The sequence below is a fragment of the Paraburkholderia sp. IMGN_8 genome, assembly GCF_038050405.1.
Taxonomy (GTDB): Bacteria; Pseudomonadota; Gammaproteobacteria; order Burkholderiales; family Burkholderiaceae; genus Paraburkholderia.
The window spans coordinates 1,082,981-1,096,459 of sequence record NZ_CP150901.1 but is presented as its reverse complement, the minus strand read 5'-3'; the positions used below and the strand labels follow the sequence as shown (position 1 = coordinate 1,096,459).

At 61.1% G+C, this 13,479-nt stretch carries 13 protein-coding genes; 5 read left to right on the top strand and 8 right to left on the bottom strand.

The genetic code is table 11. The annotated features are described in order from the left end of the window. Positions 1-14 precede the first annotated feature (14 nt). A complete protein-coding gene (locus tag WN982_RS26225) occupies positions 15-836 on the top strand; it encodes a FadR/GntR family transcriptional regulator (protein ID WP_341319426.1) in 822 nt (273 codons plus the stop codon). 195 nt (positions 837-1,031) lie between these two features. Here WN982_RS26225 and WN982_RS26220 read toward each other — a convergent pair whose 3' ends face one another. The 5 genes from WN982_RS26220 to WN982_RS26200 form a co-directional block, all read right to left on the bottom strand. Further along, complete coding sequence (locus tag WN982_RS26220) at positions 1,032-1,724, bottom strand: TetR/AcrR family transcriptional regulator (RefSeq protein ID WP_341318528.1); 693 nt, start codon at positions 1,722-1,724, stop codon at positions 1,032-1,034. A 201-nt stretch (positions 1,725-1,925) separates the two neighbouring features. Continuing rightward, positions 1,926-3,395, bottom strand: a complete 1,470-nt coding sequence (locus WN982_RS26215; protein ID WP_341318527.1) for an NAD-dependent succinate-semialdehyde dehydrogenase — start codon at positions 3,393-3,395, stop codon at positions 1,926-1,928. A gap of 12 nt (positions 3,396-3,407) precedes the next feature. Next, complete coding sequence (locus WN982_RS26210) at positions 3,408-4,418, bottom strand: dihydrodipicolinate synthase family protein (RefSeq protein WP_341318526.1); 1,011 nt, start codon at positions 4,416-4,418, stop codon at positions 3,408-3,410. A gap of 43 nt (positions 4,419-4,461) precedes the next feature. Further along, the gene (locus tag WN982_RS26205; RefSeq protein WP_341318525.1) at positions 4,462-5,517 is read right to left on the bottom strand and encodes an ornithine cyclodeaminase family protein; all 1,056 of its coding nucleotides are present in this window, start codon (positions 5,515-5,517) and stop codon (positions 4,462-4,464) included. Positions 5,518-5,553: 36 nt separating this feature from the next. Beyond that, the gene (locus WN982_RS26200; protein WP_341318524.1) at positions 5,554-6,144 is read right to left on the bottom strand and encodes a YceI family protein; all 591 of its coding nucleotides are present in this window, start codon (positions 6,142-6,144) and stop codon (positions 5,554-5,556) included. A 364-nt stretch (positions 6,145-6,508) separates the two neighbouring features. Between WN982_RS26200 and WN982_RS26195 the strand changes: the two genes are divergently transcribed. Continuing rightward, positions 6,509-7,171, top strand: a complete 663-nt coding sequence (locus WN982_RS26195) for an FCD domain-containing protein (protein ID WP_341318523.1) — start codon at positions 6,509-6,511, stop codon at positions 7,169-7,171. A gap of 84 nt (positions 7,172-7,255) precedes the next feature. Here WN982_RS26195 and WN982_RS26190 read toward each other — a convergent pair whose 3' ends face one another. Further along, positions 7,256-8,389 (bottom strand): FAD-dependent monooxygenase, encoded by a 1,134-nt coding sequence (locus WN982_RS26190; RefSeq protein WP_341318522.1) that lies wholly within the window; start codon positions 8,387-8,389, stop codon positions 7,256-7,258. A 37-nt stretch (positions 8,390-8,426) separates the two neighbouring features. After that, positions 8,427-9,425, bottom strand: coding sequence for a fumarylacetoacetate hydrolase family protein (locus WN982_RS26185; protein WP_341318521.1), 999 nt, complete (start codon positions 9,423-9,425; stop codon positions 8,427-8,429). 250 nt (positions 9,426-9,675) lie between these two features. Here WN982_RS26185 and WN982_RS26180 point away from each other — a divergent pair, with 250 nt between their 5' ends. The 3 genes from WN982_RS26180 (at position 9,676) to WN982_RS26170 (ending at position 12,034) form a co-directional block, all read left to right on the top strand. Then, the gene (locus WN982_RS26180; protein ID WP_341318520.1) at positions 9,676-10,614 is read left to right on the top strand and encodes a VOC family protein; all 939 of its coding nucleotides are present in this window, start codon (positions 9,676-9,678) and stop codon (positions 10,612-10,614) included. A 24-nt stretch (positions 10,615-10,638) separates the two neighbouring features. Continuing rightward, complete coding sequence (locus WN982_RS26175; RefSeq protein WP_341318519.1) at positions 10,639-11,007, top strand: Rieske 2Fe-2S domain-containing protein; 369 nt, start codon at positions 10,639-10,641, stop codon at positions 11,005-11,007. A 127-nt stretch (positions 11,008-11,134) separates the two neighbouring features. Continuing rightward, positions 11,135-12,034: a transporter gene (locus WN982_RS26170; protein ID WP_341318518.1), complete on the top strand. Its 900-nt coding sequence runs from the start codon at positions 11,135-11,137 to the stop codon at positions 12,032-12,034. Positions 12,035-12,115: 81 nt separating this feature from the next. Here the strand turns inward: WN982_RS26170 and WN982_RS26165 are convergent, their stop codons facing one another. Further along, a complete protein-coding gene (locus WN982_RS26165; protein ID WP_341318517.1) occupies positions 12,116-13,219 on the bottom strand; it encodes an MFS transporter in 1,104 nt (367 codons plus the stop codon). Between the last annotated feature and the right edge of the window lie 260 nt (positions 13,220-13,479).

Below are 13,479 nucleotides of genomic sequence, written 5' to 3'. Positions count from 1 at the left end.
TGGAAGCGCGTGCGATGCGGGTATACCCGACAGTTCAATTGAAGCAGCAAGTGAAGCGGGCCGACATGGTCACCGAGGACATCAAGCGCCTGATCACACAGCGCAATCTCAAGCCCGGCGACAAGCTGCCTAACGAGCGCGACCTGCAGGAGCTGTTTTCAGTGAGCAAGAGCACCACGCGGGAAGCGCTCAAGTCATTAGAAGTGCAAGGGCTGATCACTATCAGCCCGGGGCCGGGAGGCGGAGCGACCATTCGTGAAGTGCCGCTGGATAGGACGCTGCAGCTGGTGCAGAACTATTTGTTCTTCAAGGACATCAGCATGAAGGACATTTACAACGCGCGCCGCTTGCTCGAGCCGGAGCTCGCCGCGGGCGCCGTGCCGTTCATCACGGACGAGCAGCTGGATGCCCTCGAAGCAAACATCGAGGCCTGTGCGCCGGCAGCGAAGGAAACAGCCAGTCTCGTGCGGCAGCGGCAGGCGGATCTGGACTTCCACGACATTCTCGCCATGGCCAACCCCGACCCATTTCTCCGCTTCATCTGCCAGATGATCAACGAGCTGCTTCGACGACTGGTCGTTTTCAGTACCGACACACCTATCGAAGAGCATGAGAAGTTCGGCGCTGCCAATGTCCATTGCCACTCCGAAATACTGGCGGCGATCAGAACGCGGGACGCGCAAAGAGTCCGCGAACTGATGCGCGAACATATGGATGAAGCGGCGGGCTTCGTCACCCGGCTGAATGGCCGTCTGGATGGTCGTCTCTTTCTGGACTCTGAGATGGCCGGTACCCCATCGAGAATGAAGTGGAGCCGGAACAGCCCTGATTCGTAGCCAGGCACGGCGCACTCAATGCAACGGAAAGTCCAGCAGACTTTTCTCAAACGTATAGCGAACTCTGAGGCGCTTTTCCGGGATCGCCGCCCTATCCCGAAGATCGCGTTGCGCAGTGCTGCCAACGTGGGGCCGAAACCGGCGTGCCAGGAAAGCTGAACTCCAGGACGTACGTGCAGCAAGTCGGCTAATGCCTCAGCGTGCAGCACCCGTCGTCTTTTTCGTGGACACTTTCCGCTTCATCCGCTCGCCCAGTTGCGCCATATCCGGCACCTCGACGCCCAGCAGGGTGTAGACGTAACTGATGTGTTCCCGCGCGAAATGGTCGTCGAGTGGGCCATTTCCAACCAGCAGACGCATGTAGACCGGCGCGTACAGGAGTTCGCTTAGCGTCTCGATGTTCGGCGGCACGCGTATTTTCGCTGCACCTCGCCACTCCTCAAGCATTTCACGGACAAGCGCCCGACGTCCATAGTGAAACCGCTCGCGAAATTCGCGCAACACGGCGGGGTCGGCCTGCCCCTCAGCGATGATTTGTGCGACGATCCTGCCGGACCATCCAGCATATTCGTGAATCAGCGAAATCAGATGCGCCGCAATAGCTTCGCCGGGCGGCAAATCGTGCAGCATCGGCGTCTTGACGAGGTGGTGTTCGATGAACGCATCGATCACGACGAGGGCTTTCGAATCCCACCAGCGGTAGATCGTCGCCTTCCCTACCCCTGCCTCCTTGGCGATCGCTTCGATGGAGATCGACTGAATCGTGCGGGTCTCAAGCAGGCGAACCGTCGCAGCAAGAATCTGCGTGCGAGTTTCCTCGCTGCGTGGTCGGCCGACGCCTCGTGCGCTGGAAGGTGCTGTAACGGGAAGCTGGGCGTTTGTCTTCATTGGCGTAAAGGAGAGTCGGCTGGCAATATCGCGTTGATGTACGCGCCGCCTTGGACACCTGGGCGAACGCGTTACCGCGAGCGCGAAACGCGCAGCACGGAATTATAAGACACATCGTATCTTAATTGCCTGCCGAATTTAGAAAACGCTAACCCGGCGTCCCCGCCAGAATGACAACGTCTGCCGACGCCATCCGAAGCCTCAAAGTCCGCCGAGCGCTACATACTTGATTTCAAGGTAGTCGTCGACGCCATACTTCGAACCTTCGCGACCAAGACCGGAGGTCTTGACCCCGCCGAACGGCGCAACCTCCGTCGAGATCAAGCCCTCATTGACACCCACCATGCCAAACTCAAGTTGATCGACAACACGGAAGATGCGGCCCACGTCACGCGCGAAGACATAGGAGGCCAGACCAAACGGAGTATCGTTGGCTAGCGCGATTGCCTCCTCTTCTGTTTCGAAGCGAAACAGCGGCGCAACCGGTCCAAAGGTTTCCTCGTTGAAGATCAGGGCGTCGCGAGACACATCGGCCAGCACGGTCGGTTCGAAGAAGAAGCCTTCGAGCGCGTGGCGTTTGCCGCCGGTCAACACACGAGCCCCTTTGGACAACGCATCCGAAATATGCTCTTCGACCTTCCGGACAGCGTCCTCATTGATGAGAGGCCCCTGCACCACACCTTCATGCATGCCGTTGCCTACCTTGAGGGCGGCCGTGGCTTCGGCGAGCTTCGTGGCGAAGGCATCATAGATGCCTGACTGCACCAGTATGCGATTGGCAGCGACGCAAGCCTGCCCGGCGTTGCGGTACTTTGCGGCGAGCGCGCCTTTTACGGCTGCGTCCACGTCCGCATCGTCAAAGACGATAAGCGGAGCATTGCCTCCCAGCTCCATGCTGGTCTTCTTGATGGTCGGCGCGCACTGCCCCAGCAGTTGCGCCCCGACTTCCGTCGAACCAGTGAACGATACCTTGCGTACCAGAGGGCTGGAAGTGAGCTCGCCGCCAATGGCGCGAGCCGAGCCGGTGACAACGTTGCATACGCCCGGCGGCAAACCGGCGCGCTCAGCGAGCACCGCCAATGCCAGCGCGGACAGCGGCGTCTGGCTCGCCGGCTTGATGACCCCGGCACAACCGACGGCCCACCCCGGGCCGGCCTTGCGAGTGATCATTGCGGACGGAAAATTCCAAGGTGTGATCGCCGCGAAAACACCGATCGGCTCTTTCTGCACGAGGATGCGCCGGCCATCGACGTTGCGGGGAATGATGTCCCCATAGACGCGCTTCGCTTCCTCCGAGAACCACTCGATGAAGCCGGCGGCATACAGGATTTCGCCACGCGATTCAACGAGCGGCTTGCCCTGCTCCGCGGTCATGATGATAGCGAGGTCGTCAATGTGCGCCAGCATCAGGTCGTACAGCGTGCGCAACACTTTGGCGCGTTCCCTGGGCAACGCCTTGCGCCAGACCCGCATCGCGCGTTCGGCTGCCGCGATTGCACGGCGGGTCTCGTTCGCGCCGCCATTGGGCACGCGTGCGACCAGTTCGCCGGTGGCCGGGTTGCGCACATCCAGCGTCTCGCCGCTGTCGGCGGGCACCCATTCGCCGTCGATCAGCATGGCCTGGCGCAGCAGGCCAGGGTCCTTCAGGGGGAGCGTGATCAGTTCATTCATGACGGTCGGCTCTCACACAGGATTACGGCCGACGAAGAATGCCTCGTCGGGATCGCTTGTCGGATTCAGGCCGGCTGCTTCGAGGCCCTTGCGCAAGACCGTCATGTCGCGCTGGTACACACGCTGCGTCGGATGCGGCATGGGGCCGCCGTTGTAGCCCTGCAGCCATGCCTGGTACTTCCACAGCATCCGGTTGAGCAGGCCGTTGGCCGCGATCGGTAGGCTGGCAAAGGCCTTTCGTGCCGGGTCCATCTGGTACCAGAGCTGCGTGGCCTCGTCGTATTCGCCAGCGCGGATCAGCTTGTGGATTCGCGGCAACAGCGGGCCGTAATATGCCGAGTAGTTGGTGCCGCAAAACGGGATGTCCATCACCTGCGCGAGCGGTACGTACTCATATTCCAGTGGAGACGAAATGACGACTTCCTCGTGGAATTCGCGATGCACTTCGATTGCCGACATGATGTAGGGCATACCGCCTTCAGCCTTGATCGCGACCACGTTGGGTATCTCATCCACCATCCGGCGCAGCACCGGCAGCGGAATGTCGGCAGGATGCAGGCGGGAGAAGCCCCAGGCCGGCAGCGGGAACACCATCACGCCAAGATTCGTCGAGGCGCAGATCGCCTTCGTGTACTCGAACACTTCGTCGTAGGACTTCGGATAGAAGTACGGGGGATAGCCGAGCAACACCAGGTCGGCACTACCCGCCTCTGCCAGTTTGATCGCCTCAATGTTGTCCTCAAGAGTATTGAAGACCGCGTGATGAACGATGACGAGACGGCCCGCAGCCTGGTCGGCCATGATGCCGCAGAACTCGCCGTACTGGGCCTGCGTGATGGCCACTTCCGAGCATGAGAGAGAGCCGACGAAGCCGTGCTTGATCGACAGTTCGACGTCGTGGCGGACTGCCTTTTCGTTGATGCGCTTGAAGTCCGATGTCATCGTCGGAATTGTCACGTTGGCAACGCCAACGAGATGCTCACGTGCCCATTCGCGGGCTTCCTTTCTGGTGTAGCGGGCCATGCTGTGCTCCTTTGGTCTGCGTTGCTATTGAATGTCGCGTGTATCAGCGCTTCGTTTCGAATTCGATCGGCAGCGTCGTCGCGAGGCCGGCCTCGATCGCCTTGTTGAGGATGAGCTCCGCCACCACGATGTCCTGCAGGCCGCCGCCCACCGACTTGTACATCCGGCTCCCGGCGCCCTTCAGGCGCTCGTCGATTTCTCCGCTCATCAGATCCGCCAGGCTGAATGACTTGTCCCTGTATGCGATACCGGCTTCATGGGCCGCGAGCATGTCGCCGGTTTCTTCCAGCACTTCCTCGAGCGTGTCGCACACGATGATGTCGCTGCGAGCGACGACCGAGACATCGATCTCGCGCTGCTCGGGAATGGTCGAACCGATCGATACGACGGTCGCGCCGAGCTTGAGCCAGTCGCCGAAAAGGATGGGCTGTTCGCCCCGGGAGCGGGCCGCGGCAAGCACGAGATCGGCCCCTTCCACCGCTTTTTGCGCCGACGCAACACCGCGGGCAGGCACGCCGAGATCGCGTGTCACGGCCTCGGCGAATGCGGCGCGCCGCCCGGGTGTCGGGCTGAAGACGACGACCTCCGTCAGATCTCGCACGCTGGCGATGGCTCGTGTATGCATCGTGGCTTCCAGGCCGCTGCCGAGCACGGCGAGGCGTGCGGCTCCGCCAGGTGCCAGCCGGTCAAGTGCGGCTGCCGAGGTGGCTGCCGTCCGGAAGCCGGTAACGAGGTTGCCGTCGACAAACGCCGCGATGCGGCTGGTTTCCTGGTCGAACAGCACGATCACGTATTCCACGCCGGGCACGGCGGAGCCCATCGCCATGCCCATGATCTTGGCGCCGTAGTAGCGGCCGCCCACCGGCACGGCCGGCAGCGTGCGCAGCCAGGTCTTGCCAGCGACGGCCACGGTACGCGGCGGGGTGGACCTGCGCGAAATCGGACGGGCATAGGCCGACTGCAGCGCGCGTATGGCATCTGTCCAGTCAAAGACGGCCTTGGCGGCCTCGCTGGAGACGAACACAGGAGCAAACGAGGTGGTGGTCATGAGCAAAAGAAAAGAGTGATTTGAAGGGAGCTGGCTGCCGGCAAGAGGCATTAATGCGTTTCTGCGCAATCCGATGCATGCCCTAGATCAGGGTTGGCAAGTCACCTCGGTCGCGATCGTCAGTTGGACCGTGTCCGACAGCGCATGTGGGATTGCATCCATCCCATAGGCGCTGCGACTGATGTTGGCCGTTGCCTCGAAGCCAACCACGGGACTCTGCGTCCAGGGATTCACTGCGCGATCGATGAGCGTGGAATCGAAAGAGGTCGGCAGCGTGATGCCGCGAATGGTGAGATCGCCTTCGATCACGTACTGGCGGCCCTCTGTATGCCGCACCGAGCGGGACACGAAGACGATCGTCGGGTGCGACTGAACGTCGAACCACTCGGCGCCGCGCAGGTGTTCGTCGCGGACGTCGAGAGCCGTGTCGATCGACGCCGCTTCGATCTCGAATAAAACGCTCGACGCTTCGACACGCTGGTCGTCGAACGCAAGTTGTGCATGGAAGCGTCGAAAGATTCCCGGCGTACGCGTCAAGCCGAGGTGGCGAACCGAAAAGCCGATGTGGGTGTGCGCGGGCTCGATCATCCAGGTCGCGCGAGCTGACGCCGGCGCCGGCTCGATGACCGCGGCCTTAAGCGGCAGGGAACGCAAGGCTGCCAACAGGGTGCTGAACATGCAGTGTCTCCAGGCCCCACGTTCGGGGCTGTTCGTATGGACCCGATGCTACACGCCTCACATCAATCAATGCAAGCTTTACAATACATCAATACAAATATTGAGTCGCTTCAAACTAGGCAATTCCTCTTATATCAAGGGGTCCGCGTCGAATTAGTGCATAATGACTTCCCTATTGATGCGCTCAATGGGCGACCCCGCGAATCAATTGATTACGCGCTTGCGGCCCGCCGCGCCGGCTTCATGCGACCTCAAAATTGGGACGTACAAGGCCGGCACGAGTGCTCCTTGATCAACGGTCACAATCTGGACAGGAGAGGCTCCCTCGGTTGGGAGTGCAATGGGGATGTCGGAACAAGCAAGATTGATCGATGACGATGTGCTGCGGCTGCGCGAGTACATCGAGGGCCACGTGGCAAAGAGTGGAGACCTGCGCCTGCCGCCTGAACCAAAGCTCAGCGATGCACTGGGCGTGTCCAGGGGGCGGCTGCGCACCGTGCTCAAAAGACTGGAGGACGAGGGGCTTATCTGGCGCCACGTCGGCAAAGGCACGTTCGTCGGTCCCAGAGAGGTTCAGCCGGACGACGAGAGCTGGTCATCGTCGATCAGCGTCGACGACATCATGGATGCCCGGCTAGTGCTGGAGCCCCAACTCGCCGCGCAGGCCGCGGTCCATGCAACGCCTGCCGACATCGCCGCAATGGACCAGTGCCTGGCCGACATGGCGAGCACGGAACCCTTCGTTCCGTGGAAGCGCCTCGACGAGCACCTGCACCGCACCATCGCGGAATCCACGCACAACGCCCTGCTTCTCATGTTGTACGACACCATGCGCGTACAGGTACGCGTCAATCTCGACGCCCGCATGGAGGAGGTATTCACCCCCCAGATCGGGCCTCGACACGACACTGATGGCGAACATCACTTGCTGGTGGACGCCATTCGCGCGCACAACCCGGGCAAGGCCGAACAACTGATGCGTGAGCATCTGCGCTCGGTGCGGGTGAAGTTGTTCGGTCTGCGCTGAGCTGCAGCCCGGCCGCCGTCGGATGGTTGCCAATCATCATCGGCGCCGGGCCGCCCATTCTAATGGGCGCAACACTCGCCCCGCTCAGAACGGCTGGGCAAGCACACCATACCCCTCGAACAGGAGTTCGACGGCACGTCGCCCATCCGCGCGTGGATCCTGCTCTGCCTGGCAGATGGCCAGTGAGATGTCGAAAACGCGCTTCACCCGCTCGTAGCGACGCTGCCCATACGCCACGAGTGCATCGTCGATACTCGCCCGCTGGGTCAGTTCTTCGGTAAGCACGACCGCGTCTTCAATCGCCATGCCACCACCCGATGTCAACTGCGGCGTGACCGAATGCGCGGCATCTCCCACCAATACGACTCGCCCCCGATGCCACGGTTGCGGCATGAACAGAATATCGAACGGGCGGTAACTGATGTAGCGTGTGCCATCGCAACGCCCGATCGCCGCGAGAAGATCCCGCGCCGAAAACCCCTCGAGACGCTCCCTGAACATCTCGCTCAGCCTGTCTTGCGGCATATGCGCATGGACCTTGGCATTTTCGAGGAAGAAGTAGTAGCAAAGCTTGTCCGATAACGGGAGGCCGCCCACCGCGCGGCCGTCCCGGTGCTTGTACAGCACCAGCCCGTCGAACTCCGCGGGACGCTCAACGGTAAAACGCCACGCACCTTGTCCCGCATAGGTCGGCTGATACTCACTACCGAATACCTTGGAACGCGTCTTTGAATACGTTCCATCAGCGGCAACAAGCAGGTCGCAGCGCCCTGTTTCGCCCGTCGAAAGTCGGTATGACACACCGCTGCCGTCCTGCTCGAAATCTTCGACGGTGGTCCGGTAGTCGATCCGGGCACCGCTCGCGAGCGCCTGCCCTTCGAGCACCTCGGCCAGCTTCGGCCGCATGATGCCTATCGCGCCGGGGGCGTCCGGCCTGAAAGTACGCGGTGGACGCCGCTCGTTCACAATCTCGCCTGCATCGTTGCGCACACTGACCGTGTCCCATCCGGATCCCGCCGCCATGCAACTATCGGCGAGCCCCACGCGATCGAGTGCGCGCAACGCGTTGCCAAGCAGGGAAATGCCGGTTCCCTGCTGATCCGTTCGGTGGCCGCTCTCCACGACCCTCACGTCCAAACCGGCACGCGCGAGTCCGTGTGCGAGCGTCATGCCAGCGATCCCTCCGCCGACGACAAGCACCTTGTGCTGCGAAGCCATGACTGTGTCTCCTTGAAATTGTTGTAGTCGCGTCAACTCACATGAAGGGAGCGCGCTCCTCGGGCCACCACAATCCGGACTGTGGCTGGCCCATCCGGTTGCGGAGGATACCGACCCCGCCCACTTCAAGCTCCACCACATCGCCGGGCTGAAGTTTGCGATCGAGTTCGAGCGCGGAGCCACCTCCCATCGTGCCTGAGCCGATAACGTCGCCCGGCTCCAAGACTTCGCCCAGACTCGCCCATGCGATCAGCTCGTCGACGCTCCAGAGCTTGTTCGCGCTCGTTCCTTTCCCCCAGGTCTCGCCGTTGACCCGCACTTCCATCGAAATGGCGTCCAGATCGGCAAATTCGTCGATCGTCGTGATCCACGGACCAACCCCATAGGCGAAGTCCTTGCATTTGGTCGGCCCCATCTGGATCGGCATTTCGATCGACTGGCGATCGCGGGCACTGAAGTCGTTGAACACCGTGATACCGAAGAGATAGGGACGCGCCTCATCCGGTCTCAGATTACCGCCGCGCCGGCCGATGATGTATCCGAGTTCGAGCTCGTAATCCATATGCCCGATGTAACCCGGCCACGGCACTTCCGCATCATGGCCGATCACGGTGTGCGGCGTGCCCTTGAAATAGCCCGGCACCTTCAGCAGGCTCTCATGCGGCTTGTGCCCGATCTTCTCGTGAAAGCCCTTGATGTGTCCGATGAACGTCAACCCGTCGCGGACAACGGACGGATCGGTTGCCGGGAGCCACCTCACTTCTCCGATCGGCACGGACGCCTCATCGGGGCGCTCGCTCTCCGCGCGGCGAGCCGCGTCGAGAAACCGCCCGCCCAGACCAATCGCCGCCGACATGCTGCCGGGAAAGAGCGCCTCCGATAACCGGCGCGCCGACTCTCCCGTCGCCCCCTGTTTCTCCAGCGCCAATACGGACGCGCGCTTCAGATCGATGACGCGCCCCTCTTCAGGCAATACCAGCACCAGACGGGCGACATCCCCATCCGGCCCGTTCACAGCGATGCGACCCAGCTTCATTGTTCGGCTCCAGTTTCTGAATACGGCGGCAATACCGGCCTCCCCGGTCCAACCACACGCACCCTCGTTAGCGACCGTTTCATTATATATACGATACGCTACGTATCGTAAGCGAGGGTTTTTCCTCATGCTGAAAAGTCGCGTGGAAACCCGAACCCCTCTTGCGTGATCCAGAGCAAGCGGAATATTATGATCCGCATCGTATCGTATTAATCGACATCACGTTTCCTCTTTCAACAGGACGCTTAAAGTGAGAATCCTTGGACCTGACACACTCGTTTTCGGCGTCGACGACGTCGAAAGCTGCGCGACATTTCTCGCCGACTACGGGCTGACGCCAACAGGCGATGGCGCATTCGCGGCTCTCGACGGGACGGGCGTCGTCATTCGCCACAAGGATGACCCGGCGCTGCCGAAGTGGACGCTGCCGACGACCAATCAGCTACGCAAGACGATCTACGGCGTGGAAGATCGAGCGGCACTCGACGAAATCGCGCACGAGCTGGGCAAGGATCGCGAGGTCAAATTTCTGGCGGACGGCTCCATCGAAGCAACCGACGACACGGGATTCGTCCTGGGATTTCAGGTGTCCGTGCGCCGAACGCCAACACTTCCTGCAGAGCAGGTCAACGCCCCGGGCGATGCGCACCGCGGCCTGAACGTTACGGGCTCGCCGGCAAATCGCGACGAACCGCCGCCGCTTCCCCGGACGCTTTCGCACGTCGTCTACTTCGTGCCCGATACGGACAAGGCCGAGGCGTTCTACGTGAACCGGCTGGGGTTCCGGGTCAACGACCGTTTCACTGGAATGGGCCCGTTCCTGCGCCCGCGGGGCACCCTCGATCACCACACGCTGTTCTTCATCAAGACCCCGCCGGCCATGCAGGGTTGCGACCACTTCACGTTCCACATGGGCGGTCCGTCGGAGGTGCTGCGAGCAGGCTACGCGTTCGCAGCGAAGGGTTATGAATCGTTCTGGGGACCGGGGCGTCACCGGTTCGGCTCGAACTGGTTCTGGTATTTCAATAGCCCGATGGGCTGCCATATCGAATACGACGCGGACATGGATCAGCTCGATGACTCCTGGGTTCCCCGTGTTGCCCCCGCCATCGCGGAGAACTCACAGGAATTCCTCTTCCAGTGGCGCGAGACGTGGGCGCCGGGAGGCCCGCCCACAGCACAATCCTGAAAGCAATCCTGAACGCGAAACGCCATGCCAGACTCCGGCACCGTTCAATGGATCCGCCTGTGCGAGTTGAACGCGCTTTCGCCGACTGGCGCACGCGGATTCGACTTGCAGGGGCGCGGCGTCGACGACCTTTTCGTCGTGCGCAGGCGCGAGCTCCTGCGTGGCTATATCAATTCGTGTCCGCATTGGCCCGGGGCTTCTCTTCCCTGGCGAAAGCATGCCTATCTCGATCAGGGTGCGAATCACATCGTTTGCCACGGCCACGGCGCGAAATTCACGCTTCATGACGGCCTGTGCATATCGGGACCCTGCGCGGGCCAGTACCTCGAGGCCGTCACCCTGAAGATTGAAGAAGGCAGGTACGTCAGCGCGCTCTTCCCGATGCCGCGTTGACGAAATCACCGGCTGTTTTTGCGAAGATTCGTCAGCATGAAGCTGACGACACACATACAGAAGCATGTTCATAGAACAATAACTTCGTACTACGAATCAAAAACTTACAAATACAGGAGACACTGCAATGAAGCGATACAAACTTTACGGCGTCGCGTGCGTCGTGACCGGTCTGGCCCAGAGCCCTGCTTTTGCGCTTGAAAACGGCACGAGCAGCTACCCGTCCGGGATCATGACCGTGATGAGCGGGCTGCTTGGGGGCCCTGGAACATACATCTACAGCTACAACAAATTCGAGGACATGACGTCACTGCGCGACGGTGGCGGCAACAGTAGTCCGCAAGGGGCCAATGGCGGCGTGCAGGCCCATGCGCTGCGAGCAGTTCACGTCTTTGAAACACCAACCATTCTGGGTGGCAACGTCGCCGTCCAGACTGCCGTTCCCTACATCGACGGCACCCTCCACCTGCCGTCGTTTGGGCTCTCCGGCGGCGGACGGGGATTTGGCGACCCACTGTTCGGCGTGCTCGTTGGCTGGGCCTCGCCGCACTATTTCCAGACTGTCGAGGTCGATTTCGTCGCCCCGTGGGGTTCATACGACAAGACACGGCTTTTCAATCCGGGAAACAACGTCACGAGCCTCTATCTAGCCTATGCGTTTACCTGGATGCCGCTCCAGCAGCTCGAGCTTAGCTCCAAGATCAACCTGAACTACAGCAGCGTCAATTCGGCCACCCACTATCAGTCGGGCGTCCAGCTTACCGCAGACTACGGTGTCAATTACCACATCAACCAGAACTGGCTCGTCGGCGTTGGCGGGTATGCGAATACCCAGCTCAACGACGACAAGATCGATGGACAGGCTGCGTTCGGCGACGGACATCGGACTAACGAGCTAACCATGGGGCCGCAGGTCGGCTATGCAACGCAGAAATGGGGCGCCGTGCTTCACTGGCAACGTCATATATATGCGCGCAACGCCGCCTACGGCAATGCGCTGTGGCTTAACGCCTTCATCAAGTTCTAGCGGCGCGGTGTCGGGCGTTGCGGCCGCATCGCCCGACACCGGTCCCTCATCAGAGCGGGTTGTCATATTGCGACTGCTGGCTCACTCAAGGACACCTGGCATTTGCGGCGCGTGCCTTGCCGTTAACAAGTGCGCAAAGACGACGGCAAGAACAAGCAGTCCCAGCGCGCAGACAGCGAACAGGATGCGCACTGAAGCGTGACCGATCGACCACGCACCCAACACAATTCCGAACGATTGCCCCAAAAAAAGCACACAGGAAAATAGCGAAACGGCCGTGCCTCTCGTTTGCGGTGCCATCTGCGCGGCATGGTTCTGCAAGACATTGTGAAGTGCATAAAAGCCAAATCCGGCGAGCGCACAGGCAGGGACGGTCAGCCACCAGGCCGGTGAGCCCGCAAGCACAACGAGTGCTATTGCGAGCAACAGCCCTCCCACTCGCGCCAGACGAACGTCCTTCAAGCGCCATATGATGCGCTTCGAGCTCAGACTGAAAATCAACCCTCCCATTCCGTAGCTGGAGGCGATCAGTCCCGCTTCGGACGAAGGCAGTGCAAACGAGGTGTTGAGGTAGGTGGGCATAAATGCCAATGCACTGTAGGCAAACATGCCTTCAACGAACGTCACCAGCAAGACGAGACGCACCCAGCTTACGCCGAGAATCTCGATTGTCTGGCGTACGAACGTCAGCTGCTTCGCCGGTGTGTCTCGCGGAATGCGCAGCGATACGCTTCGCACCGTCAGCGAGCCGAGCGCGAACACCGCACCGATCGACATGAAGGAAGTCCGCCATCCCAAAGAGGAAGCGAGTGCTCCGCCGCCCCATTGCCCCGCAATCATGCCGAGGACGGTCGCACCGATCAGACGCGCCAGCGCTACCTGACGCTCGCCGTCCGGACTGTGATCGCCGATCCACGCCATCGTCAATGGAACGATGCCTGCAGCCGCGGCACCCGAACAAAGCCGCGCGGCAAGCAGTTCGTCCAGACTTCCTGCAACGCACGCTCCAATACTGCCAAGCGCACAGGCAAACGCCGAGAGCGCGATCACGCGCATTTTCCCGAGCCGGTCGCCGAGCGGCCCGGAGCACAACTGAAAGATTCCGTAGGCGACTGCAAACAACGATATGGTCTGCGAGGCGCGGTCGGCAGGGACCGCAAACTCCCCCGCAAGAGCAGGCAGCATCGAATCGCACATGCGCATGGAGGCCATGCTGCCAAAGCAACAGATATAAAGCGGCCATTGTGTGCCGCGGCAAACTGCGTCGGTGCTGCCAAAGCTTGACCTCGCAGGCTCGCCAGGGTCCTTCCGCATTTCAACTACCCTCGCGAGCGTTATCGGGTGTTCCGTTCATGATTCAGAAATCGATGATGAGCTCCTGGGTCGTCGCTCTTGACACACAAATCATGAGCGACCTACCCTCGCGCTGCTCTTTGGCGCTCAGT